Origin of the sequence: Sorangium sp. KYC3313 (assembly GCF_052075895.1) — a bacterium.
GTDB lineage: Bacteria > Myxococcota_A > Polyangia > Polyangiales > Polyangiaceae > Sorangium > Sorangium cellulosum_B.
The window spans coordinates 11,259,240-11,282,117 of sequence record NZ_CP197255.1 but is presented as its reverse complement, the minus strand read 5'-3'; the positions used below and the strand labels follow the sequence as shown (position 1 = coordinate 11,282,117).

General features: G+C 73.4%; 19 protein-coding genes. 6 read left to right on the top strand and 13 right to left on the bottom strand.

The window, feature by feature from the left end; translation table 11 throughout:
* The first annotated feature begins 22 nt into the window (after positions 1-22).
* Positions 23-1,720 carry a DNA repair protein RecN gene (gene recN / locus ACSRUE_RS43000; protein WP_437761266.1) on the top strand — a complete coding sequence of 566 codons (1,698 nt, stop codon included), beginning with the start codon at positions 23-25 and terminating at the stop codon, positions 1,718-1,720.
* 33 nt (positions 1,721-1,753) lie between these two features.
* Here recN and ACSRUE_RS42995 read toward each other — a convergent pair whose 3' ends face one another.
* From ACSRUE_RS42995 to ACSRUE_RS42985, 3 genes are all read right to left on the bottom strand, one after another.
* Positions 1,754-3,286 carry an FAD-dependent thymidylate synthase gene (locus ACSRUE_RS42995; RefSeq protein ID WP_437761265.1) on the bottom strand — a complete coding sequence of 511 codons (1,533 nt, stop codon included), beginning with the start codon at positions 3,284-3,286 and terminating at the stop codon, positions 1,754-1,756.
* 283 nt (positions 3,287-3,569) lie between these two features.
* Positions 3,570-4,388, bottom strand: a complete 819-nt coding sequence (map, locus tag ACSRUE_RS42990; protein ID WP_437761264.1) for a type I methionyl aminopeptidase — start codon at positions 4,386-4,388, stop codon at positions 3,570-3,572.
* On the bottom strand, positions 4,385-4,951 hold the full coding sequence (locus ACSRUE_RS42985) for a cobalamin ABC transporter substrate-binding protein (RefSeq protein WP_441288626.1): 567 nt from the start codon (positions 4,949-4,951) through the stop codon (positions 4,385-4,387). The genes map and ACSRUE_RS42985 overlap by 4 nt, the downstream gene beginning before the upstream one ends.
* A 318-nt stretch (positions 4,952-5,269) precedes the next feature.
* On the opposite strand from ACSRUE_RS42985, the gene ACSRUE_RS42980 reads away from it, so the two are divergent.
* A complete protein-coding gene (locus ACSRUE_RS42980) occupies positions 5,270-6,124 on the top strand; it encodes a hypothetical protein (RefSeq protein WP_441288625.1) in 855 nt (284 codons plus the stop codon).
* Positions 6,125-6,309: 185 nt separating this feature from the next.
* On the opposite strand, the gene ACSRUE_RS42975 is transcribed toward ACSRUE_RS42980, so the two are convergent.
* The 6 genes from ACSRUE_RS42975 to ACSRUE_RS42950 all read right to left on the bottom strand — a co-directional run bounded on the left by ACSRUE_RS42975 (position 6,310) and on the right by ACSRUE_RS42950 (position 11,327).
* A complete protein-coding gene (locus ACSRUE_RS42975) occupies positions 6,310-6,573 on the bottom strand; it encodes a NifU family protein (protein WP_012233706.1) in 264 nt (87 codons plus the stop codon).
* 130 nt (positions 6,574-6,703) lie between these two features.
* The gene (locus tag ACSRUE_RS42970) at positions 6,704-7,540 is read right to left on the bottom strand and encodes a hypothetical protein (RefSeq protein ID WP_441288624.1); all 837 of its coding nucleotides are present in this window, start codon (positions 7,538-7,540) and stop codon (positions 6,704-6,706) included.
* Between the two features lie 98 nt (positions 7,541-7,638).
* On the bottom strand, positions 7,639-8,952 hold the full coding sequence (locus ACSRUE_RS42965) for a hypothetical protein (RefSeq protein WP_437761260.1): 1,314 nt from the start codon (positions 8,950-8,952) through the stop codon (positions 7,639-7,641).
* Positions 8,949-9,803 carry a hypothetical protein gene (locus tag ACSRUE_RS42960; protein ID WP_441288623.1) on the bottom strand — a complete coding sequence of 285 codons (855 nt, stop codon included), beginning with the start codon at positions 9,801-9,803 and terminating at the stop codon, positions 8,949-8,951. The genes ACSRUE_RS42965 and ACSRUE_RS42960 overlap by 4 nt, the downstream gene beginning before the upstream one ends.
* 91 nt (positions 9,804-9,894) lie before the next feature.
* Entirely contained in the window at positions 9,895-10,377 is a 483-nt protein-coding gene (locus tag ACSRUE_RS42955) for a serine/threonine protein kinase (protein ID WP_437761258.1), read from the bottom strand.
* A gap of 14 nt (positions 10,378-10,391) precedes the next feature.
* Positions 10,392-11,327, bottom strand: a complete 936-nt coding sequence (locus tag ACSRUE_RS42950) for a DUF4349 domain-containing protein (RefSeq protein ID WP_437761257.1) — start codon at positions 11,325-11,327, stop codon at positions 10,392-10,394.
* 1,056 nt (positions 11,328-12,383) lie between these two features.
* Here ACSRUE_RS42950 and ACSRUE_RS42945 point away from each other — a divergent pair.
* A complete protein-coding gene (locus ACSRUE_RS42945) occupies positions 12,384-13,307 on the top strand; it encodes a hypothetical protein (RefSeq protein ID WP_441288622.1) in 924 nt (307 codons plus the stop codon).
* Between the two features lie 105 nt (positions 13,308-13,412).
* Here ACSRUE_RS42945 and ACSRUE_RS42940 read toward each other — a convergent pair whose 3' ends face one another.
* The 4 genes from ACSRUE_RS42940 to ACSRUE_RS42925 form a co-directional block, all read right to left on the bottom strand.
* Positions 13,413-13,964, bottom strand: a complete 552-nt coding sequence (locus tag ACSRUE_RS42940) for a CDP-alcohol phosphatidyltransferase family protein (protein ID WP_437761254.1) — start codon at positions 13,962-13,964, stop codon at positions 13,413-13,415.
* A 157-nt stretch (positions 13,965-14,121) separates the two neighbouring features.
* Positions 14,122-14,556 carry a universal stress protein gene (locus tag ACSRUE_RS42935; RefSeq protein WP_441288621.1) on the bottom strand — a complete coding sequence of 145 codons (435 nt, stop codon included), beginning with the start codon at positions 14,554-14,556 and terminating at the stop codon, positions 14,122-14,124.
* A gap of 283 nt (positions 14,557-14,839) precedes the next feature.
* The gene (locus ACSRUE_RS42930; protein WP_441288620.1) at positions 14,840-15,289 is read right to left on the bottom strand and encodes a hypothetical protein; all 450 of its coding nucleotides are present in this window, start codon (positions 15,287-15,289) and stop codon (positions 14,840-14,842) included.
* A 7-nt stretch (positions 15,290-15,296) separates the two neighbouring features.
* Positions 15,297-15,653 (bottom strand): DUF4398 domain-containing protein, encoded by a 357-nt coding sequence (locus tag ACSRUE_RS42925; RefSeq protein ID WP_441288619.1) that lies wholly within the window; start codon positions 15,651-15,653, stop codon positions 15,297-15,299.
* Positions 15,654-16,046: 393 nt separating this feature from the next.
* Between ACSRUE_RS42925 and ACSRUE_RS42920 the strand changes: the two genes are divergently transcribed.
* The 3 genes from ACSRUE_RS42920 to ACSRUE_RS42910 all read left to right on the top strand — a co-directional run bounded on the left by ACSRUE_RS42920 (position 16,047) and on the right by ACSRUE_RS42910 (position 22,790).
* Positions 16,047-19,649: a kelch repeat-containing protein gene (locus ACSRUE_RS42920; RefSeq protein ID WP_441288618.1), complete on the top strand. Its 3,603-nt coding sequence runs from the start codon at positions 16,047-16,049 to the stop codon at positions 19,647-19,649.
* A gap of 266 nt (positions 19,650-19,915) precedes the next feature.
* Positions 19,916-20,797 carry a hypothetical protein gene (locus tag ACSRUE_RS42915; RefSeq protein WP_437761248.1) on the top strand — a complete coding sequence of 294 codons (882 nt, stop codon included), beginning with the start codon at positions 19,916-19,918 and terminating at the stop codon, positions 20,795-20,797.
* Positions 20,798-21,005: 208 nt separating this feature from the next.
* Positions 21,006-22,790, top strand: coding sequence for a serine/threonine protein kinase (locus ACSRUE_RS42910; protein WP_441288617.1), 1,785 nt, complete (start codon positions 21,006-21,008; stop codon positions 22,788-22,790).
* The last annotated feature ends 88 nt before the right edge of the window (positions 22,791-22,878 follow it).

The following is a 22,878-nucleotide window of genomic DNA, read 5'->3' as shown; positions in this document are numbered from 1 at the left end:
AGCTTTCTATCCTCCCGCCGCTGTGCTGGTCGCGCTTCGGGTCAAGAACTTCATCCTGATGGACGCCCTCGAGCTCCGCCTCGAGCCGGGGTTCAACGTGCTCACCGGCGAGACGGGCGCGGGCAAGTCCATCGTCGTGGGCGCGCTCTCGCTGGTCCTCGGCGGCCGCGCGAGCGCCGAGCAGGTCCGCCCCGGCGCGGACGAGGCCGAGATCGAGGCGCTCTTCGACGTGCGCGGCTCCGATCGCGCGATGGCGATGCTCGACGCCGCCGGCATCGCGAGCGAGGGCGAGCTCGTGGTCCGCCGCGTGGTCCAGGCGACCGGCCGCTCGCGCGCCTACCTGAACGGCCGCCTCTGCACCGCGGGCGAGCTCCAGGCGTTCGCCCCGGAGCTCGCCGACGTCGCCTCGCAGCACGAGAGCGTCGCGCTGACCGATCCGTCGACGCACCTCGGCTACCTCGATCGCTTCGGCCGCCTCGTGCCTGCGCGCAGCGAGCTCGCGGCGGACGTCAGCGCGCTCGAGGCGCTCACCGCCGAGCTCAGGGCCGCCCGCGAGCTCGAGCGCGGCCGCGGCGAGCGCGAGGCGTTCCTCTCCTTCCAGCTCCAGGCCATCGACGCGCTGTCGCCGCGCCCCGGCGAGCTCGCCGATCTCGCGGCCGAGCGCAACCGGCTCCGCCACGCGGGCCGCCTGCACGACATCACGCGGCGCGCCGCGTCCCGCCTCGATCAAGGGGACGACGCGATGTGCGACGAGCTCGCGCGCCTCGCCTCGGAGCTCCGGGCGGCGGCGGAGATCGATCCCGCGCTCGACGATGTCGCCCGCGCGGTCGACGGCTGCTGGACGGAGCTCAGCGAGGCGGCCCGCCAGATCGCCCGTTACGCCGAGCGCGCGGAGGCCGACCCGGATCGCCTCTCCGAGATCGAGGATCGCATGTACCGCCTCGAGGGCCTGCTGCGGCAGCACGGCCCCACACTCGACGACGTGCTCGCCGCGCGGGCGCGCCTCGCGGCCGAGCTGGAGCGCCTCTCGGGGGTCGAGAGCCACGTCGCGGAGCTCGAGCGGCGGCGCGACGCCTTGCTCGCCGTCGCCGCCGAGCGCGCCCGCAAGCTCTCGGCGAAGCGGCGGAGGGCCGGCGAGAAGCTCGGCGCCGCGATCTCCTCGGAGCTCGCCGATCTCGGCATGGGCGGGGCGCGGGTCGTCGTGGACATCGAGCCGCACGGCGGCGACCGCGCCGAGCTGGTCGTCGACGGCGCCCGCCTCGGCCAGGACGGCATCGACCGCGTCGAGTTCCTCATCTCCCCCAACAAGGGGATCGAGCCTCGCCCCCTGCGCCGCATCGCCTCGGGCGGCGAGCTCTCGCGGGCCCTGCTCGCCCTGAAGCGGGTGCTCGCGGAGTGCGGGCCTGCCGGGCTCTACGTCTTCGACGAGGTCGACAGCGGCGTCGGCGGCGCCGTCGCCGACAAGATCGGGCGCGCGATCGGCGACGTGGCGCGCCACCACCAGGTGCTCTGCATCACCCACCTCGCGCCCATCGCGGCGTTCGCCGGCGCTCACTTCGTCGTCGCCAAGGAGAACGCGGGCGGCATCGCCAAGAGCTCGGTCACGCGCGTCGACAAGAAGGACCGCATCGCCGAGGTGGCGCGGATGCTGTCGGGGGCGAAGGTCACCGGCGCGTCGCTCAGGGCCGCGACGGAGCTCATCGAGGCGGCTCGCCTCTGACGCGGACGCCAGCGGGCGCCGGCGTCCCGGACGTCAGCTCCGCGCGAGCGCGTAGTCGTTCAGATCGACGCGGATCATCTCCTTGAGCCAGGGGTGCACCGTGATCGCGGTGCGGTAGAGCCCCTGGGCCATGCGCCGGTAGCTCGTGTGCCCCTGCTTCGCCGAGCGGAGCTCGATGACGTGGAAGAGCTCGCGCAGGTTCAGCGTCCAGAGGGTCCTCACGCGGAAGCCGAGCGGCACCGCGTACTGCGACTCGAGGGGGTAGCGCTCCTCCATCGCGTTCCACGCGTCGCGCGCGGCGAGCATCGCGTCCTGGTAGGCCTCGGCGTGGCCGAGATCCGAGAGGGCCTGCGGCGTCTCGAAGCCGAGCCGGCAGGTGAGCCGCTGCGTCGCCGGCGTCAGCATCCTGTGGCGCTGCAGGTCGCGGTACGCGCCGTAGTCGAGCATCAGCTCGAAGGTCATCGTCGACGCCTCGAACGCGCGCGGCGGCGCGTCGTACGGGCCGCGCTTCTCGCACGCGGCCTTCGCGATCCCGATGAGCTCCGGCAGCGTCGCGCGGTGGAGCGCGTCGCCCAGGTTGTAGGCGTGCACGCCCGGATCGCTCCCGTCGTACGCGAGCGCGAGCGCGACGCGCTCCAGCGCGTCCTTGTCGTAGCGCACCAGCCGGACGGGCTGGTTGATCACCATCGTCGCGCTCACGCCCTCGTCCGGCGGCGTGTAGACCCGCTTCATCGCCGCGGCGACGGTGGCCTGCAGCGTCTGCCGGAGCTCGTTCGGCGCGGCGTACTTCACGAGCGTCGGGGTCACAGCGAGCGCCGCCGCGTGCATCTCGCGGGCGACCCTGCGCACCTCCTCGAGCGGGTGCGACAGCATCTTCGTGAGCAGGACCTCGAGCGCCCTCGCGTTCGCGGTGAGGCCGATGTTCGTCCGCGTCCCCGCCGGCAGGAGGCCGCGCAGGAGATCGCACGCCTGCGCGCGCAGCGCCCCCTTGTAGGCGGCGTCCGACATCTTCTCGGGCTTCGGCGAGCGCGCGCCGAGCCGCTCGGTCACCCGGGGGACGAGGTCGAGGTAGGTCGCGAAGAGCCGCTCGCTCGAGGCCTTGTATTTCGCGGCGTGCTCGGCGTCGAGCTCCGGCAGGTCGACGAACGAGTGCTGATCGAAGACCACGTAGCGCGTGCTCTTCTCCGTGTACGAGCCGAGCCGCAGGTCCTCGATCACCTTGGACGCGACGATGCTGACGTTCTCGATCGCGAGGTGCACCACGGCGTGCTCGGCGACCGACGCGTGGCCGTAGCCCACGACCCATTTCTCGTGGAAGCTCCGCGCCTTGTCCGACGCGAACGCGAGGCCCCGGCGCGGCCGGCCGCCGGCCTCCGGGGCGACGTCGAGCTCCTCGTCGCCGAGCAGGCGCGCCAGGTTGGTGCGCAGATCGTCCCGGCTGCGCGAGTAGTACGCGAACAGGACGGCGATGACTTCTTCCGGCAGACCCGACAGCGAGAAGACGTCGGCCGTCGGGCTCGACACATACGGCGCGATTCGGGCACGCGACGCTTCGTCCAAGGCCATGCCCCTGCTTCTACTCCCAATCGCAGGCCGGACGGTCGACAAAACTCGGTTTCCGATCGACCGATCCGGGCCACGTCGGCGCACCGCCGCGCCGGCCCTCGTGCCCGGGGCTGGCCGGCGCGCGCGCGGTCCGGGCACGGCGCGTCGTCGGCGTCGTGCGCGTCGTGCGCGTCGTCGTGCGCGTCGTCGTGCGCGTCGTCGTGCGCGTCGTCGTGCGCGTCGTGCGCGTCGTCGGCGTCGTGCGCGTCGTCGGCGTCGTGCGCGTCGTCGAGCGCGCTCTGCGTCAGAGCGCTCGCGCCGCGGAGACGACGAAGGGATCGGGGAAGATCTCGCTGTTCGCGAGCGGACGGCTGCGACGGGTCAGCACCTCGCAGCCGTTCCTCGTCACGACGATGGTGTGCTCGAACTGCGCCGACAACGAGCGATCGGCCGTCAGCGCGGTCCACTTGTCTTCCTGGATCTCGACCTCGTAGGTGCCGAGGTTGATCATCGGCTCGATCGTGAAGCACATGCCGGCGCGGAGGCGGGCGCCGCTGCCGTACTTGCCCACGTGCGAGACCTGCGGCGCCTCGTGGAAGCGCCGCCCGATGCCGTGCCCGACGAAGGCCCGCACCACCGAGCAGCCCTCGCCCTCGGCGAACTCTTGAATGGCGGCCCCGATGTCGCCAAGGCGCGCCCCGTCCCGGACCTGGGCGATGCCGAGCTGCAGGCTGCGCCGGGACACCTCGGTCACGTGCTTCGCCTCGGCCGAGGGCTTGCCGATGTAGAAGGTCGCGGACGTGTCGCCGTAGAAGCCGTTGTAGATCGTGGTGACGTCCACGTTGATGATGTCGCCCGGAACGAGGACGCGATCGCACGGGATGCCGTGGCAGACCACGTCGTTGATCGAGGTGCAGACGCTCTTCGGGAACCCGTGGTAGTTGAGCGGCGCGGGGTAGCCGCCGCGGCGGATCGTGTCCTCGTGGACGAAGGTGTTGATGTCCTCGGTGGTGATGCCGGCGCGGATCATCTCGCCGACGCCGAGGAGCGTCTCCGCAGCCATCTGTGAGGCCGTGCGGAGGGCGTCGACTTCTTTGACCGTCTTGATGCTCACGTTGCTCACGGCGCAGACAGCTCCCCGAGGACGACGGCCTCTTTGACGGCCGCGGCGACCTCCGCTGTATCAGGTGAAAGGTGCCAGTGGATCTCCGGCTCGCCGGCCTCGCCCGCGAAGCGCCGGATGAAGGCGATGAAGGTGAGCCCGCGGAGCCGCGCGTCGATCGCCTTCGCGACGCCGAACGCGCGGCTCTGGGGCCGGATGTGGAGCTCGAACGCCCGGTCCGGCGCCCGGGGTGTGGCCAGCGGAGGGTAGCCCACCTGGATCCCGAGGTGGTAGGTGCTCTGTTCGCCGATCGAGTCGACGGTCACCGTGTTGACGCGGACCCGCGCGACCACGTCTCCCGTCTGCGCCCGCTCGCGGAGGAACGGGTCGGATCTGGGCGAGGGGCCGTCCAGCGAGAAGCCCACGGCGGCAGGCTCGATGTTGTCGTCGAAGACCTCGCGCGCGCGCCCCTCCCACGGGGGCAGGCCGGCCTGTGGATCGACGGACGCCGCGGGCCGCTCGTGATCGGCGACGCAGCCGCCGGCGGCGCCAACGGTCGCCAGCGCGGCGAGCGCAAGGCGCAAAGGTGCAGCACCGGCGGCAGGCATCATCCTTGGGGCCAGAGCTCGTAGCACGTCGGCCGGTCCCTGTCAGGACCCGGCACACACTGGCTACATGCGCTGTCGAGCCTGTTTTGCCCTCGTCGCGGTCCGCCTCGTGCTCGCTCTCCATCGATCCGGCCGAGCGATCGTCCAACGGCGGTCGACCCCGCTCGGTGCGGAGAACCTATTCTCCTGTCCTACCGCAGGTGCTAGCGTTCTCCGGCTTGCCGGGCTGGGTTTCCTGGCTTTTGCGATTGCACAGAGCGCAGGGACAGGGCCTGCGCCGGCTGGAGGAGAAACATGAAAGCGAAGAGGCTCCTGGGAGCGGCGCTGGCTCTGGGGCTGGGCCTTGCGGCGATCACGAGTGCGACCGTGGCGGCTGCCCAGCAGAAGCGGGGGACGAGCGGGGCGGCTGCCGCGGCTCCTGCCAAGCCTGCCGATACGCCGGTGACGAAGAAGACGATCGCGCTGACGCCTCCGGGCATCGCCTGGGGGATGACCACCAAGCAGGTGGCGGCGGTCATCGACAAGATGCTCGATGAGGCGTACGTGCCGCGTTACAAGGCGATCTCGCCCGGCGTGAAGATGAGGGCGCTCGACGCGGAGCTCGCCGAGGAGAAGAGCGCGTTCCGCCGCAGCCGCATCGACTTCGGCGGGTTGCCGACCGGCATCGACGCGACGCCGCTCAAGGGCGAGTACACGTACCTCAACAAGGAATCGATGATGACGCTGACCCGCGAGAGCGGGAAGCGGTACTTCTTCTTCATCCAGGACAAGCTCTGGAAGATCATCGACGAGCACCCGCTGGGCGAGAAGGCCGCCCGCGGGAAGGACTATGCGTCCGCCGTGGTCAAGCTCGCGACGGCGTTCGGGGTGCCGGGCCGCGTGACGCCGCCTGCTCCGGACAAGGGCCGCTACGGCAACGAGGTCGACTGGAAGGACGCCGCCACGCGCTTCCGTGCGATCGAGCGGAACGACTCCGAGATCGCGTTCGCCTACGAGGACCTGGTCACGCTGGGCAGCCTCGATTCGCTCCGCCCCAACAAGCCGGTCGACGCGAACGCCATCGACCCCGCCGTCGCTTCCGCCGTCCGCAAGGAAGACCCCCCTCCCGGCCCGCCCCCCTCCGCCGACAAGCCCGGCAAGAAGAAGTAGCCCTTTTCCCGGTCCCGCCCCGGCAACCCAGCCGAGGCGGTCCCTCCGCATCCCGGCAACCCAGCCGAGGCGGTCACCCGCACAGGAGACGGGTCCAGATCGGCGTTTTCGGCGCGGAAGCGTACTCTTGTACGCTGAGCACCGAAAACGTCGAGATGGGCCCGTCTCCGCAGCGGGTGCCCGCCTCACGCTAGCGAGGCGCCGTCGGGGACACGCATCCCGTTGGTCACGATGACCCGCGCGGACGGCGCGACGGCGAGCACCGCTGGCTCGATCACCGCGCGCGCGGTGAGCATCGCCCCGGGGCAGCCCGAGCACGCGCCGGCCAGGTGGAGCGTCAGGTGATCGGGCTCGACGGCCACGATGTAGAGCTCACCGCCGTCGGCTCGGACGAGCGGCGCGATCACCTCGCGACAAACCTTGAGAAGCTGATCGATGGAAGCCGGCATGGGGGTGAGCTCGGCAGCGCGAGCCAGTCGCCACAGCCTAGCACGGTAGCGCTCGATAAGGAGAGCTCCCCAGGCCCGCCGCCGGCCGCCACAGCACCCGGGCCGCAGGGGACCGCCCCGGAGGGCGCGGTCAGAGCGTCGAGACGAGCGCGGCGACGCCGGCGTCCGCGGCGAGCTCCGGAGCGCGCTGCGCCGCGGCGCCGAAGGTGCGGCCGGCGATCTCCACCGTGCCGCTCCAGGGGCCCGAGGTCGTCTTCGCCGGCAGGTCCAGCTTCTCGAGCGCCTCGGTGTTGACGTCGGGCGTCACCGGTCCGCCGTACGCCTTCGCGCCCTTCCACGCGAAGACGTAGAGCAGCGGCGTCGACTTCAGCCCGTCGCGCTTGGCGAGCTCGGCGATGTCGCGCTTGGCCGCCTCCTGCAGCCGGTACGCGTAGGCGCGGAACGACCAGCCCGTGACGAAGAGGCCCTGGAGCTCGCCGCCGCTCCGTGTGACCGGATGCACGGCGACCCACTGGAGATCGGGGCCGTTCCTGACCCCGCGCATCTCCTGCATCTCCCCGAACGCCTCGACGACGCCGCTGCCCGGGGCCAGCACCTTCCTGAGCTCGGGGAACGAGGCCAGGACGGACCTGTTGGCGAGCATGTCCGGATCGGCCTCGCTGCGCAGCACCGTGCCGCTCGGATCGGCGAAAGAGAAGAAGGTGCTCTTCGCGAACTCGAGGTCCTTCACCGAGGCGCGCGCTCCCGCGATCGCCTTCTGGAGCCCGAGCAGGTTCGCGCCCGGGTCGGTGTCCACCAGCGCAGCGAGCTTCTGCGAGCCCGCGGGGAGGCCCGTCCGCACCTGCCCGACGTCCTCCGCGACGACCGGCGCGAGCTTGGCGCAGAGCTCCGCGGCGTGCTTCTGGGAGGTCTTGCCGTCCTCCTGACACGCGCTCCCGAGGGCGACGGCCAGCGCACAGGCGAGCACGGCAGGCTTGCTTTCGCTTCGGGCGAAGGTGGAAGAGCGCATCATCGAGAACGACTCTCCGAGGCGAGCGGAGTTCCGGCGGCCGGGACCATCACGCCTCACAGGGTTTCCGGGGTTACAAAGATGATCTCGACCCGGGCGTTGCGGGCGCGCTCGCTGCCCCCGGGATCGACGACCGGGGACGCGGTTCCCGCGAGGAACGGCGCGATGGACGGGCCCGCGGGCGCCCCCGCGGCGGTCGCACCTCGCGCCGGAGCGAGGGCGCGGACGACGGCATCGGCCCGCGCCGCCCACGCGGGCTCTTCCCTGGCGCGGATCTCCCGGTCCGTGTGCACGACCACGGCCACGGGAAAGGAGGGGTGCGCCGCGGCGACCAGCGCGAGGTCGCGGAGGCGCGCCTCGCCGGCCTTCGTGAGGGCGTTGCCGGCGAACAGCCCGCGAAGCGTGACAACGATGCCGCGATCGTCGCGGACGGGCGACCAGGTGCCTGCGGCCGAGAGCTCTGCGAGGAGCGCGTCGCCAGCGCCAGGCGCGCGGGTCACCGGCGTGGCGGCGCGGCGCGCGGCCGTCAGCGCGGCGAGGCAGCCTGCCCGGGCGCGGGAAGCCTGGTCGATGGGCGCCGGGACGGCGCGGGTGGAGCCGCTCGCCTCGGCGAGCTCCGCGTCGAGCTTCTTGATCGCGGCGGTCGCCCCCTCGAGCTGCGTCGCGAGCTCGGCGCTGCCGGGCTGGGGGCCGGCGGGGCTCGCGGCCGCGGGCTGGGCGCCTGCGGGGCTCGCGGCCGCGGGCTGGGCGCCTGCGGGGCTCGCTCCTGCGGGCTGGGCTCCAGCGGGGCCGGCGCTCGCGGGCTGCGAGCTGTCCTGCGGCGCCGGTGCGATCAGGAGGCGCGCCGCGCCGCACAGCAAGCGGGCCTGGAGCGCGAGCGAGCGCGCGGCGGCGAGGCGCGCCTTCTCGCGATCCGCATCGGCCTTGCCCGACGGGACCACGGGCTGCGCGTCCCGGGCGACCTTGGTTCGCATGTCGAGCGCGTCGATCTCGGCCGCGACGCGCGATTGCTCGGCCTCGAGGCCCGCGAGCGACGCCTCGCCCGCGGAGCGCTGCGCCTTCGCCTCGGTCTCGGCCGCCTCGGCCCGAGCCACCCGCGACAGCGCGTGCGCGTGCGCGTGCGCCGCAATGGCCTGCTCGCCCAGGATCTGCGCCCCGGATCGATCCTCGCTCTCGAGCGCGGCGAGCGCGTCGCCGCGCAGCTTCTCCGCCCGCGCGAACGCGCCCGGCGCGTGCCGCTTCGACTCGGCGGCGGCCGCCCCCGCGCGGACATGATCGAGCTCATCGAGCACCGCTGGCCGCGGGATCGGCGCGCACGCGCCGAGGAGCACCCCCGCGACGGCGACCCCTGCGAGGCGACGCGCGCTCAAGGCGCGCCCTCCTGGCCCACCGGAGCCGTCGCCTTGCCGGCGCCGCCCTTGGGCCCGGCGCCTGGCGCCGCGGTCGGTGCTCCCCGCGTCGCCTCCCTGCGCGCCGCCCCTCTCTTGCCAGCCTCGATCCGCTGCGCCTCGACGTTCGCCGCGGCCCTGGTCGCGTCGCGCGCCTCGGCCTCGATCCGCTCGAGCTCCGCCGCGGCGCGACCTCGCCGCGCCTGCGTCTCTTCGAGCAGCGCGCGCGCCCGCTCGAGCTTCGTCTCGACCTCGCGCGCGCGCTTCGCGGCCTCCACGGCCGCCGTCTCCGCCGCGGCGGCGCGCAGCAGCGTCCTCGCCGCCTCCGCCCACTCGAGGGCCACCGCGTCGAGCCGCCGCGCGTTCGTCGCGTCGCCCGCCGCGCGCGCGCCGTGGGCGCGCTGGAGCGCGCGCTTCGCGTGCGCCACCGGCTCGGCCACGACCTTCGCGGCGCTCGGCGAGGGCCCGCTCGCCGCGCTCGGCGCCCCGACAGCGGCCTCCTCGCCGTCGGCGGCCTCCTCGCCGTCGGCGGCCTCCTCGCCATCGGCGGCCTTCTCGCCGCCGGCGGCCTTCTCGCCGGCGGCCTTCTCGCCGGTGGCCTTCTCGCCGGCGATGGCTGCGGGCGGGGGCGCGACGCGGCCCTCGATCTCGCGGAGGATCTGCGCCGCCTTGGCGCCGTCGCCGGGGGGCGGCGCGGGCACCGTGGCGAGCGGCTTCTCTCCTCCGCCGTGCGCCAGGGCGTCGGCGCTGCCGAGCGTGGCCGCGAGGGCGAGGAGCAGCGCCTGGCTCCACCGGCGCTGCCGCGCGTCACAGGGAATGGGGCGGGAACGCACGTCCGCCAGGTAGCAAACAGGGCTTCCGCGAGCAAGCGCAGCGGCGCCGCGGCTGCAGGGACGCGCGCGCGGCCGACGCGGGCAGCGCGCGTCACTCCGGCAGGAAGTTGCGGATGGCCCAGTCGATCTGCTGCTGGTGCCGCTCGACCAGCGCCTTCGCTCCGCCTGCTTCGTGGAGGAAGACGCGATCGTCGTTGACGAAGACGGTGAGGTAGTAAAGGTGCGCTTCCTTCCCCTCGTCGTGCCCGAAGCGCAGCTGGACGCCCGGCAGGCCGTTCCGGGCCTTCACGTCGGTCTTGCCGAGCAGCGCGTAGCCGCCGCCCTCGCGCAGCCGCTTCTCGATCACGCGGGACCAGAAGGCGAGGTCGCCCTCCGGATCGTTCTCGAACGCGCGGATCCCGATCACCAGCCCCTCGGCGGTGGTCGCGCGGTACTCGTCGCCGCCGTAGCGATCGCCGAGATCGACGAACCCCGGCGGGGTCGCGGGGACGAAGGGCCGGCCGCAGCCGAGCAGCGCCGCCGCGCCGGTGAGCGTGGCGAAGAGGGCGAAGGCGTGGCGAAGGGAGTGGTTCATCGGAGGCGCCCGGTTCACAGGTTGAGGAGCCGCGAGAGGCCGAGCTCGTTGAGCCAGTCGATGGGGAGCCGCGGGCCCGACGGGGCGAGGGTCTCCGTCGAGCGCGGCTGGAAGGACACGGTGAGGGTCGAGAACGCGATCCGATCGCGCAGGAACTTGAGCCGCCCCTCGAGGCGCTCGAGCTCGCCGGACACGCGCGCGAGCTCGCGCTCCAGCTGGATCGACTCCTCGACCTTCGCGGCCTTCTCGAGGAGCTTCTCGAGGCGATCGCGCACGGCGCGCGCGTTCCGGATGCGAATGGCGAGATCGAAGAACTCCTCGGTCACGTCCTGGGCGACCACGTTGCGCTGGAGGATGTCGCCGAGCTCCGCCAGGCGCTTCAGCGCCTCGTCGAACCGGGCGGCGGGGACGCGGATGGTGATCGTCCGATCGTCGCGGCGGGCGAGGAAGCCGCCGAGCTCCCGCGCGAGCGCCTCGACCTTGCCAAGCGACGCGCCCACCTCGAACACCGCCATCGCGATCTCCGCGGTGTAGACGAGGAGGGGCGCCGGCGCCTCGCTCACCTGGGCGGCGCCCTGCGGCGCGGCGCCGGCCGCTGTCGGCCCGGTGGCCGGGGTCTGCGCGCCGGTGGCCGGGGTCTGCGCGGCGGGGCCGGGCGCCGCCCGCCCGGGCGCCCCGCCCGAGGCGTTCGTCGACGTCGGCGGGGGCGCGGCCTTCGCGAGCTCCGCCGTGGTGACCGACCGCTCGAGGTCGTACGACGAGTCGCCGCGCAACGACTCCTCGACCGCGTCGCCGCCCGGAGGCGCCATCGCGGTGGCAGGAGGCGCCGGCGCGTATCCCGGCATCGGCGCGCCCGCGGCGTCCTTCGCTGCGGCGTAGGGACTGGAGGCGCAGGCCGCAGGGCCTGCGAGCAAGGCAAGGAGAGCCCAGGCGGGCAGCGTTCTTCGCATGGTTCCTCGGAGCGTCGGGCCGTCGGCAGGTGCTCAACGCGCCGCCGCGACCGACCTTACACCATCGGCTCAGCCGTCTTGGGACGGCGAGACGGCGTTCGCCGCATGGGATCGGCGCGCGCTCGGTCCGCCAGGCTCGGCACGCGCCCAGCCGACTCAAGCCGGCAGGACCCGACGCACCGCCGGCAGGGGTCCGACGTGCCTCGTGCCTCGTGCTCGTCACCGGCGCACTGCCGGCAGGGGTCCGACGCATGCCCGCTGCCGGCGAGCGGCCACCGCCGGCGTCTCGATGTAAGCCATCTTGCTCGCTGTCCTCGCCCGGGGGCACTCCGCGCAAGCCAACTCTCGGCGATCGCCGCCCGGCGGGGGTTCGACGTAAGCCATCTTGCTTGTGATCGCCGCCCGGCTGCGATTTGACGTAAGATAACATACTTCAAATCGCCGCCTGGCAGAGGGGCAGCGTAAGCCATCTTGCTTGTGATCGCCGCCCGCCACCCGATTTGCGCCAGTGGACTGCCGCGCACCCCCGGCAGGCGGCGAAAAAAGGAAGAGGGCTTACTTCAGTAGGGGGGAAGGCGGCGGTTCAGGCAGGACTGCTTACGTCTCGCGCCATGGCGCCGGGGGGGTGGTCGTGGCGGGTGGCGGGGAGGTCCGGAGCGAGTCGGTAGCCGTGCAGCAGCACGACCCGGTGCCCCAGCCTCGCGCCGAGGTTCCGCGCGAGCTGCTTATCCATAGCAAAGCCATCGCATCACGATAGTTGATGTCCGCGGCGGCGGTGGGGTGCACATCACCCCGCTCACCCCGCTGTCTCGGTGCCTGGCCCCCGGTCTGGCATTCCATTCCTTTCGCCCAGGCCGCACCAAAGATCACGCAGCCGATAACGATTCCCACACGATTGGCTCATTGTGTCGGTAAGCGCTCGTTGTTCAACGCGCCGACACGGGCCAGCTTGGAAGACAGGGCGCGATGCGGCGTGACGCGACGATTCCTCCATTCGTTTCTTCGAATCGATCCAGGGTGGCGCAGGACGCGACGATGGATTAGGGACGTTCGCCGATGCACAACCGCTCTGACCAGTTCGCGAAGAGCTTGCTGCGCGACGGGCTGAGCCTCGCCTCAACGGCGCAGACCGAGGTCGAGGTCCTGGCGGCGACCCAGAAGATCGATGTCTTCAGCATGCCTGATCCAGCTCGGGAGGCCGAACGCGCCAGGATGGGCCTGCTCGGCGAGCTCTCGGCGGAGCCGAGCCTGTTCGAGCCGTTCCACCGCACGCCGAGCCTTCGTCAGGTCCGCCAGTGCCTGCGCAAGCAGCTCACATGGCATCATGAGCTCGAACGCCGTGCCCGCGCTGCAGCCGGCTCCGTCGTTCCAAACGAGGACGTCGATGCGCCGCCGCAGCCGGCGGTGGACTTCCCTGCGCTGGTCGTCATCGGCCCGGGGCGTCCTGAGACGGTGCTCGACGCCTACCGCTGCGAGCCGGCGCAGCCAGGCGTCTACCACGCCGTGCCCGGCCTGGTGACGCGCGTCGTGGTGCTCGCGGAGCTGCCCCGGACGCGCTCGACGCTGCTCCTGCGGCTGCTCGGCTCCGGCCGCCTCCTGCACGAGGCGCTGGCCGATCTGGCGCTGCTGCCGGACGATGCCTGGGAGAAGGGCATCGCCAGGCCGCTGCTGATACACTTCCGGCTCGGAACCGAGGAGCCGATCGACGAGGAGGACGAGGTGAGCGCAGAAATCCGGGCGTGGGTCGAGGAGTACGAGCAGAAGCTTCGGGCCGAGGCGCGAACGGAAGGCCTCAACGAGGGGCGCGCCCGGGAGGCGGCGCGTGCCGTGCTGACCGCGCTCCGGGTCCGCGGCATCGCCGTGTCGGACGTCGTGCGGGAGCGCATCCTGGCCGAGAAGGATCCGGAGACGCTGGAACGGTGGCTTGAGCGGGCCATCGTCGCTGCATCGCTCGCCGAGGTGTTCGACGGGCTGAGCTGAGCCACCGGAGCGCCGTCGGGGGGGGCGGCGCGCGGAGGGGAGCCCTGCGGTGGCGAGCGCGTGCTGCGTGCCCGCGCGCGCCAGTCCCGGCCAGCGCCGATGCGCCTACGCCGCCCCGGGCGCGCGGCGGAGCTGGCGCGCCCAGTACGAGACGCCCGCGCCCGCGCCCGCGATCGCCGACGCGGCGAGCATCGCGGGCAGCGCCGAGGGGAGCGCGATCGCGGTGAAGACCGCCGCGAACTGCACCACCGTCGCGAGCTTGCCAGGGATGTTGGCGCTCGCCGTCGACAGGCGCGCGCCCTGGAAGCGGCGGCTCACCGCGATCCAGAGCGCGAGCGGCAGCTCGAGGAGCTCGCGGGCCAGCAGCGCCGGGATGCCCCAGAGGGGGAGCGCGCCGCTCTCGAGGAGCGTGCCCACCACCGCGAGCGCGAACACCTTGTCCGCGATCGGGTCGACGATCGCCCCGGTGGGCGTCACCTGACCGGAGCGGCGGGCCAGCCAGCCGTCCAGCACGTCCGTCAGGCCTGCGCAGCAGAGGACCGCGAGGGCGAGCGCAGGCCGCGTGGCCACGATCGGGAACAGGGCCGCCAGCGGCAGCCGGGCCAGGCTCACGAGGTTCGGCGGAAGCGCGAGATCGCGCGGAGACAGGGTCGACATGCGAGGAACTCCACGCGCCGCATGCGACGCAGAAGCCTGGGCCCTGACCCACGTCGAGCGCGGTCGAGCCCGCCCTAACCCAGTCGAGCGCGGCCCTGCCCGCCGCGCCCCGGCCGGCAGCCGCGCCGGCCCGCCCACCGCGAGGCGCCGCGGAGGATCAGCTGGCCACGCGCACCGTGAGCACGGGGACGTTGCTCTTCCGGATCACCTGCTCGGCGACGCTCCCGAGGAAGAGGTGCGAGATCCCCCGGCGGCCGTGCGTGCCCATGACGATCATCGCCGCCCTCTGCTCGTCGGCGGCGGCGAGGATCTCGGTCGCAGGGTCGCCCTCGCGCAGCGCCGTCGAGAGCCCCCCTGTCTGCGCCGAGAGCTGCTGGACCGCGCGCGACGCGGCGGCGCTCACCTCGGCGTGGAACCCGGGCATCAGCGCCGGCTCGAGCCCGGGGTACGTGTAGACCGGGAGCTGGTAGACGTGCAGCAGCACGACCCGGTGCCCGAGCCTCGCGCCGAGATCCCTCGCGAGCTCGATCGCCTTCATCGAGGCCGCCTCGAAGTCGACAGGCACCAGTATCACGTTCGCGCCTTCCTTCATCGCGCTCTCCTCGCACGCGGGACCGAGGGTCCCGTCGAACTTCGAACTTCGACCGACGCTGACCTCCGGGACGCCTTCGATGCCGGCGGAGGCGCGTCGCGCGCATCTTGGATCCAAAAATCGGCCACTCCCAGGAGAAACTGTTCCATGGAAGCCGCGCCGACGCCCTGGGCGGTACGCGGCGCGCGGGGGCGCTCGGGCCGATCCGCCCGGATCCGGCCGCAAATCAGGCGTCGCGCGGGCGCGCAGCGGTGAGCGCGACGGCGCGGCAGCGCGGCCGCGATCACCTGGCGGACTGCTGGGGTCGCGTGCGTGCGCCGTCGAGCGTGACGCCGCGACCGACCTCGTCGGTAGGGTCGGGCGCCGCGGGCTCGGGCTCGCCGCCGGAGCGCGCGCGCGGCTCCGCGGCGCGCTGGCTCTGCCGCGCGCGCACGAGCGCGCTCTGGTTCGCGCGCACGAGCGAGGACAGCAGCGAGCACTGCGCCCTCCGCCGCGCGACGTAGGCCGCGTCGCGCGCGATCGTGGAGCGCGGGCGCTCGCGCGCCACGCGCTCGGCGATCGCGAGCGCCTCCTCCGCCTGCCTGAGCTCGGCGAGCGCGAGCGGCGAGAGCGGGTTGTCCTGCGCCTGCACGACGGCGGCGCGCGCCGTCAGCAGCTCGGGCGGCGGCGCGGCCGCGCGCGTCGCGCAGCCCGCGAGCGCGAGCGCCATGGCGAGCGGGGCTCCGGCGCGCACGCGGGCCCTACTCCTTCCCCTCGGCGAGTGCGCTCGCCTGGTCCAGCGTGCGGCCCGCGGCGTCGCGCAGCCCCGCTTCCCTCACGAGGAGCGCCGCGAGCTCCGCGTCGACCTCGGCCCGCCGCAGCAGCCAGCGCGCCCCTTCCACGTCGCCCACCGAGATCCGCCGCCGCGCCCGCGCGAGCTCGCTCCTCGCCAGCGCGAGGTGCATGGCCGCGCGCCGGTCGGCGCTCGCGCCCTCCCGCTCGGCCGCGCGGATCGCCGCCCGGGAGCGGGCGAGCTCGGGCGGTGACGCCGGCGGCCGGAACGCAGCGCACCCGGCGAGCTCCAGACAGGCGATCACGAGCGCGGTCCTGGCGAGCATTTGCGTGGATTCCCGATCTCGCGGCGCCGGTGGCACCGTCGCTCCCGGCGGCGCGCCTTGGGATCGCGCTGTGCATCGGGCAGGCCAGCCTGGCCGGCGCGATCCGTGCGCGCAGGCTGCTCGCTGCCCGCGGACGAGCCGGGCTGATCTGGCCTGCGCCGGGGGCGTGCTCGCGCGCGCGGGTTGGCTGGCTCGCGCCGCGGAGCATCGCCCTGCCGCGGGCGAGCGCCGGCCAGGTGCGGGGCGCGGCATCCGTCCCGCGACGGCGGCGGCATGAACGGCGGGCGGTGGCATCGCATCCAAGAAGCACGAGGCACCCCGGGGGGCCCGCGCGTGACCAGAGCCGGTGGCGCTGCAGGGCACGGCGCGTCCTCGTTGACAGGAGATCGCTGGATGAATCGCTGTCGAGGAGAGCGCCGCACGCGCCGCGCGCTCGACGCGTGGCTCTCGCTGGCCCTCGCCGTCATCGCGTGGACCGCCGGGTGCGCCCGGCCGGACGCGGGGACGGCCAACCCCGGCGCCGAGCAGCTCGCCGAGGCGCGGCTCCGCGAGACCGCGCCGGCTGCGCTGGAGTGGGTCGCCGTGCCCCCGATGAGCGCCGCGCGCGTGTTCCACACGGCGACGCGCCTGCTCGACGGCAGGGTCCTCGTCGCGGGCGGCGAGCCCATGAGCAGCTTTTCCCGGTACGACGACGCGCTCTCCAGCGCCGAGCTCTACGATCCTGCGACCGGCACCTGGACCGCCGCGGCGTCGATGGGCTCGGCGCGCTCCATGCACACCGCGACGCTGCTCTCGAACGGCAAGGTCCTCGTCGTGGGCGGCAGCAACGGCGCGTACGGCTCCGTGCCGCTCGCCACAGCCGAGGTCTACGATCCCGCCGCGAACGTCTGGACCGCCGTACCGCCGATGGACACCCCACGGCTCGGCCACACGACAACGCCGCTGCCCGACGGGAGGGTCCTTGTCGCCGGAGGGACCCCGACGGGGAGCGCCCTGCACGCTATCGCGAGCTGTGCGATCTACGATCCTGCGCTCAACGCGTGGAGCGCCGGCGGATCCATGCACAGAGCCCGCTCCTCGCACGAGGCCACGCTCCTCTTGGACGGCAAGGTCCTCGTGAGCGGCGGGTACGGCCGCGAGACAGACACGACCACCGAGACCTATGATCCGGTCGCCGATGCATGGACGCCCGGCGCACCCATGCTCTCGAGCCACATGTCTCACGCCGGCATGTTGCTTCCGGGCGGCGAGGTCCTCCTGCTCGACAGGATTGGTTGGGGCATCGACCAGATTTACAGCCCGGCGACCGGGGCGTGGAGGTTCGTGTCATCGAGCGGCTGGGACGCGAGGTTCGACCTGGGAGGTCAGCACGCATTGCTGCTCGCGGACGGCCGCGCCTTGATGACCGGAGGCATAACGGTGGAAGCAGATTCGTGCGGCACCATCAGCTGCGAGCCGTTTCCGCCTTCTTTCTTCTTCTACGATACCGTCGGTATCTACGACGTGGCGACCGACTCGTGGTCGATGGGGCCGGGGATGAACGGCGGGCGCGGCGATCACACGGCGACGCTGCTCCTCGACGGGACGGTGCTCGTCACGGGCGGCACTGTCTACGCAGACGAAGCGTGGACCTTCTACGCGACGAACGGCGTCGAGCGGCTCGAGTTCGCGGTCGTCCCCGGCGCTCCGTGCGGCTCCTCGCTCGACTGCGGCGGGCGCGCCTGCGCCGGAGCGCCCGTGGACGACGGCGCGCCGTGCGACGACGGCAACGCGTGCACCCGGGCCGACGCCTGCCAGTCGGGCGCCTGCGCCGGCGCGGACCCGGTCGCCTGCGCTGCGCCGGCGGACGCGTGCCAGACCCCCTTCTGCGATCCGGCCACGGGCCGGTGCGAGGGCGCGCTGGCGCCCTGGGGCGCGCCGTGCGACGACGGCACCGCCTGCACCCAGGGCGAGACGTGCGACGCCGGCGCCTGCGTCGGGAAGACGTCCGTCGTGTGCGAGGCCTCGGCGCCGTGCAGGGCTTCTGCCTGCGACGCCGCCACGGGCGCCTGCGTCGAGTCCGCGAGGCCCGACGGCGCGCCGTGCGACGACGGCGACGCGTGCACGCTCGCCGACGCCTGCCAGGCGGGCGCCTGCGCCGGCGCGCCCGAGGTCTGCCCCGTGCGCAGCAGCTGCTTCGCGCCGGGCGCGTGCGTTCCGTCGAGCGGATTCTGCCCGACATCGACCCCGCTGCCCGACGGGACTCCCTGCCCGGACCCGACCTCGAGCGCGTGGGCTCCGGCAGCCCCCGTGCCCGATGGTCTATACGACGCGCACTCGTCCACGCTCCTCCCGGACGGCACCGTGCTCATCGCCGGCGGGGAAGCGCCGACGCCGGAAGGGGGCCGGGTCCAGGTCGACCGCGCCGTGCGCTACGACCCGGCGAGCGACACCTGGACGCCGACCGGCGCGATGCTCCACGCGCGCGCGCGACCCACGGCCACGCTGCTCCCGGACGGCACCGTGCTCGTCGCGGGCGGGGCCCCGGTGACCGCAGCGGCAGAGCGCTACGACCCGGCGACGGGCGCCTGGAGCGCAGCCGCGCCGATGAACGTGGCGCGCCGAGCTCACGCGGCCGTGCTGCTCCCGAACGGCAACGTCCTCGTCGTGGGCGGCTTCGACGGGAGCTCGTCGGAGCGCAGCGCCGAGCAGTACGATCCCGTCGCGGATACCTGGACGTTCGTGGCCCGGATGAGCGAGGCGCGCGCGGGCCTGTCGGCCACACCGCTGGTCGACGGCCGGGTCCTCGTCGTCGGCGGGAGCCATTCCGAGGTGTACGATCCGTCGAACGACGCCTGGACCACCATCCCCATGCGGAGCTGGAATCGGTACCACCAGCACTCGGCCACACGGCTCGCGGACGGCAGGGTCCTCGCCGTGAGCCGCACCGAGAGCGGCTCGGAGTACCCGGTGCAGCTCTTCGATCCGTCAGACGACACCTGGCGCGTGGCGGCCCCTGCGCACTGTGTGGCCCCGAGCGCCGTGCTCCTCGCCGATGACAGGGTCCTGGTCGTCCGCTGCTGGTCCGATCCTCGGCGCGATGCCTCTGCCGTTCAGCTCTACGAGCCGGAGAGCGACACGTGGTCGCTGGTCCCGTCCCTCGCGGAGGAGCCTGGGGTCGGCGGCCTGGTAGGGCTCGCCGATGGTCGCGTGCTGCTGACGGCCACGTGCCGGCTCGGGGGCCCCGACTGCCGGGCCCTGCTCTATGCGCCTGGCGATACCGCCCCGGGGGACGGCACCTGCGAGCGCGGCGTGTGCATGCCGGAGGGCGGCGGCGCCGGCGGCGCGGGTGGCGCGGGCGGCGACGCGCCCGGCGCGGGCGGCGGCACGTCCAGCGCGGGCAGCGGAGCCGGCGACATCGCCTCGGGCGCGGGCGGCTCCGGCGTCGCGTCCTCCGCACAGGGCAGCTCCGGCGCCTCGACGCCCGGCGGTGACGGCGATGCCGGCGGGTGCAGCACGGCGCGCCTCCCCGCACGCGCGAGCGCCGCCCCCTGGCTGCTGCTCCTGGCGCTGCTCGGAGCGCGGCGAGCGCCGGCATCCCCTCCACCAACCCTCATCGCCAGGTTCTCGCTCTTCCGGGGCACGCGACCGCCGCGACGACCTCTCCTGTCGCCTCTGCCCATTGCGCAATGGATTGCGCTGTTGCGCATCCGACGACGGCGCCTGAGCCCCCGCATGCGACCTCTTGTCGCGAGCGACGCCCCGGGATCGACTGCCCTCATTGCAATGATCCACAAGGACCATCCGAGCGAGCCGGCAGCGATGGTCATGCCGCTGTTCGTCGAGCGGCGCCAGGGACATGGAAATGAGGAGCAGGGACAGGGAACAGGCCGACAGGGACAAGCGGCAGCACCGATCCCGACCGGCGGTGTTCTCGCCAGGGACACGGAGATCGTCGCCAGGGATACGGAGATCGTCGCCAGGGACACGGAGATCGCTGCCAGGGACACGTCGTGAAGCGCCAGGGACACCCTGGAGCGTCTTCGCGTGTCCCTGGCGCCGTGTCGTCCAGGCACGGGACGTGGATCCCTGTCGCCCTGCCGCGAAGCTCCCGCATCTCGCGCGCTTCATGACCCGCTCTCGGCGGCTCGTGGTGCGAGAGAGCGGGAGTCTCGGGCTCAGGTCCTTGTGGAGGGGAGTCCGAGCCAGGGCTCTCCGGAATGGATGCCCGGGATTGCCGCTCCGGACGGGGTGTCCGGCGCCGCAACCCAGGGGAGGTCGAGATGGCGAAGAAGACGAGCGATATCGAGCGGTGGTCGGACGTCGTCCAGCAGATGAGCGCCGGCAATCTCCCGGCGATCACGGTGCCCTTGCACGTGCTCTTCGGGGAGGCGGTCGACGTGGCGAGGTTCTGCGACAAGTACTGGAAGACACAGGTCGACGCCCAGAAGCGGGTGACCCGCCTGGGCCTCGAGTCGGCGGTCCCGAAGGACGCCAAGAAAGGGGACGCCGCGCGCTTCGGGCCGAGGACGGCGGAAGAGATCCTCTCGCTGCAGCGCGCCACGCAGGAGGCACAGACGCGGTATCTCCTGACCGTCGAGAAGAACGAGAGCCCCCGCGAGCGCGGGAAGTTCTTGCTGGGGGAGATCTCGGCGACGCTGCGCTTCTATTTCGACGACGGCGTGGACGACGCGAAGGACGAGATGCTGGCCCGCATCGACGCGGCGCACGCGGAGGATCCCGACACGGCCGACGCCCTGGCGAGCGCGCTGGACGACTACGCGCTGCTCGGGGAGAAGCACCGCGACGCGCTCGACGGGCTCGGCGGCTTCGACGCGGCTCACCTCGACGAGGCGCGCGCCGTGGCGGCCGAGCTGCGGAGCCGGCCGGCGCAGGCGGAGGCGATCTCCAGGCAGGCGCAGGACGCGCTGCTGCTCCGCAACAAGCTGGCGACGCTCCTCGTCGAGCGCATGGGCCTCGTCCGGAACGCGGCGCGCTTCGTGTTCCGTGGCCAGCCCGAGATCGTGCGCGAGGTGACGAGCGCGTACGAGCGCCGCAAGCGCGCGGCGGCCCGGCGGGCCAAGGCGACGGCGGCACCCTCGCCGGCAACGCCAGCGCCGGCGGCGCCTTCGCCAGCGGCGCCGGAGATGCCGCTGGAGGGCTGAGCGGCAGGCGAGGGGCTCGCCTCGCCGCGGCGAGCGATCCAGAGAGCGAGGCCGGGGCACAGTCCACACACCGGCGGCGCAACGGCGCGAACGGGTGAGCCCCCCGGCGCCTCCGCCAGCTTTCTCGAATAAACGCCCCGCGCCGGCCGTCCTCCGTCCGCCGGCTTCTTTCTCAGCGCGCGCTGCTTCCGCTACTCTGGCAATCGCTGTGCCGCCCGTCGACCCCAACCTCCGCACCACGATCGTCCACGCGTTCGCCGTCACGGTGGCGGATCCGTCCAGCCTGGTGCGCACCACGTCGCGCGGCGGGACCGACGACCCCGCGAGGAGCAGCAGCCGCGGCCCCTCGATCCTCCCCGAGGTCGGCCAGGTCGTCGGCGGGCTCTACCGCCTGGGGCGCCTCCTCGGGCAGGGCATGTTCGGCAAGGTGTACGTCGCCCAGCGGATCGACGTCCCCGAGCACCAGGTCGCCCTCAAGCTCATGCCCCGCTCGCTGTACGCGATGCGGAACGTCGAGCGAGAGCTCGTCATGCTCGCGACCGTCGGGCACCCGCACGTCGTCCAGCTGAAGGACCACGGCATGAACGCCGACTACGTGTGGCTCACCATGCCGGTCTACGAGGGCGAGACCCTCGCCCAGCGCCTCGAGCGCAGCCCCCTCGCCCTGCGCGAGGCGCACGACATCTTCCTCGCCGTCGCGCGCGGGCTCGAGGCGCTCCACGCCGCCGGGCTCCGGCACCAGGACGTCAAGCCCGACAACCTCTTCCTCGCCAGGTTCGCCGGCCGCGTCCACCCCATCCTGCTCGATCTCGGCGTGGCCGCGGAGCGAGAGGCCTCCTTCTGCGCCGGCACCGCGCTCTATGCCTCGCCCGAGCAGCTCCGGGCGCTGAACGGGTTCCCCGGCGCCGTGCCGCTCTCCGAGAAGATGGACACGTACGGGCTCGCCACGACCCTGCTCTACTCGCTCGTGAACCCCAGGGACTTCCCGGGCGAGTCCGCGCAGAGCCGCACCGAGCTCGCCGAGGCGCACGACGTCCGCGCCGACAAGCCGCTCGCCGACAACGCGCTGCCAGGCCTCACCGGGCGCCCGCGCGAGATGTTCCAGGCCGCGCTCAGGCGATGGCTCGCGATCGATCCGAACGAGCGCCCGTCGATGACCCAGCTCGCCGAGGAGCTCGACGTGCTGCTCGAGCCGGAGCGCGAGGCGGAGCGCGAGGCGGAGCGGCTGCGGATCAAGCAGAAGACGTCCTACCTGCGCGCGCGGATCGCGGCCGGCGCGTTGACCCTCGTGGGCTGCGCGGTCGTGCTGCTCGGCTTCTCGAAGCGCGAGACCCTGCGGCTCGCGAACGAGCTCGAGCAGGCCCGCCAGCGGGGCGCCGAGTCGTTCGACAAGCTCGACACCTGCGTCGCCGGCCACCAGATCGCCCAGTCCGAGGCGATCGCGTGCCGCGGCGCCCGCGAGCAGGATCGCGCGGAGTTCAACGCGACGCTGGCCACCCTCCAGAAGAGCGGCTCCACGTCGGAGGCGGAGCACGCCCGCGAGATCCAGGCGCTGCACGCGACCCAGGCGGCGCGCCTCAAGACCTGCGAGGACAGCGCGGCGGCCGCGCAGAAGGCGGCCATGGACGAGCGCGAGCGGCTCGCCGAGGTCGAGAAGGAGCGCGCCGCCGTCACCGCCGAGCGCGACGAGGCCAGGGCGCTCGCCGACCAGCGCTCGGCGGAGCTCGCCAGCGCGGCGCAGCTGCGGGCCGCGTGCGACGCGGAGCGCGCCAGCTGCTTTGCGGAGCGCGATCGCCTGAGGGCCGACCCGTACGAGCCGGACGAGCCCGCCGCCCCGCCGCCCTCGCCGCCTGCGCCCGCGCCGCCCGCCGCGAGCGGCGCGCCGCCGCAGGCGCCGCAGCCGGCGAGCACGGGCGCTTCCCCCGCCGCAGGCGCTCCGGCGTCGCCGGCGGCCCCGGCGGCCCCGGCGACGTCCACCGCGGCTCCTCCTTGAGAGCGCCGTTGCTGGAAGCGCCGGGAAGCGGCGCACATCGCTGCCGCCAGGCCACCTCTGCTTGTGGCGACCGCCCGGGGAGGCTATC

What these genes read in the sequence shown, in the direction of transcription:
- ACSRUE_RS42975 (WP_012233706.1), bottom strand. Translation starts at nt 6,573, where the DNA reads ATGCCGGCTTCCATCGATCAGCTTCTCAAGGTTTGTCGCGAGGTGATC.
- ACSRUE_RS42935 (WP_441288621.1), bottom strand. Translation starts at nt 14,556, where the DNA reads ATGAAGGAAGGCGCGAACGTGATACTGGTGCCTGTCGACTTCGAGGCG.
- ACSRUE_RS42925 (WP_441288619.1), bottom strand. Translation starts at nt 15,653, where the DNA reads ATGCTCGCCAGGACCGCGCTCGTGATCGCCTGTCTGGAGCTCGCCGGG.
- ACSRUE_RS42915 (WP_437761248.1), top strand. Translation starts at nt 19,916, where the DNA reads ATGGCGAAGAAGACGAGCGATATCGAGCGGTGGTCGGACGTCGTCCAG.
- ACSRUE_RS42950 (WP_437761257.1), bottom strand. Translation starts at nt 11,327, where the DNA reads ATGCGAAGAACGCTGCCCGCCTGGGCTCTCCTTGCCTTGCTCGCAGGC.
- ACSRUE_RS42945 (WP_441288622.1), top strand. Translation starts at nt 12,384, where the DNA reads ATGCACAACCGCTCTGACCAGTTCGCGAAGAGCTTGCTGCGCGACGGG.
- ACSRUE_RS42955 (WP_437761258.1), bottom strand. Translation starts at nt 10,377, where the DNA reads ATGAACCACTCCCTTCGCCACGCCTTCGCCCTCTTCGCCACGCTCACC.
- ACSRUE_RS42980 (WP_441288625.1), top strand. Translation starts at nt 5,270, where the DNA reads ATGAAAGCGAAGAGGCTCCTGGGAGCGGCGCTGGCTCTGGGGCTGGGC.
- ACSRUE_RS42995 (WP_437761265.1), bottom strand. Translation starts at nt 3,286, where the DNA reads ATGGCCTTGGACGAAGCGTCGCGTGCCCGAATCGCGCCGTATGTGTCG.
- ACSRUE_RS42920 (WP_441288618.1), top strand. Translation starts at nt 16,047, where the DNA reads ATGAATCGCTGTCGAGGAGAGCGCCGCACGCGCCGCGCGCTCGACGCG.
- ACSRUE_RS42940 (WP_437761254.1), bottom strand. Translation starts at nt 13,964, where the DNA reads ATGTCGACCCTGTCTCCGCGCGATCTCGCGCTTCCGCCGAACCTCGTG.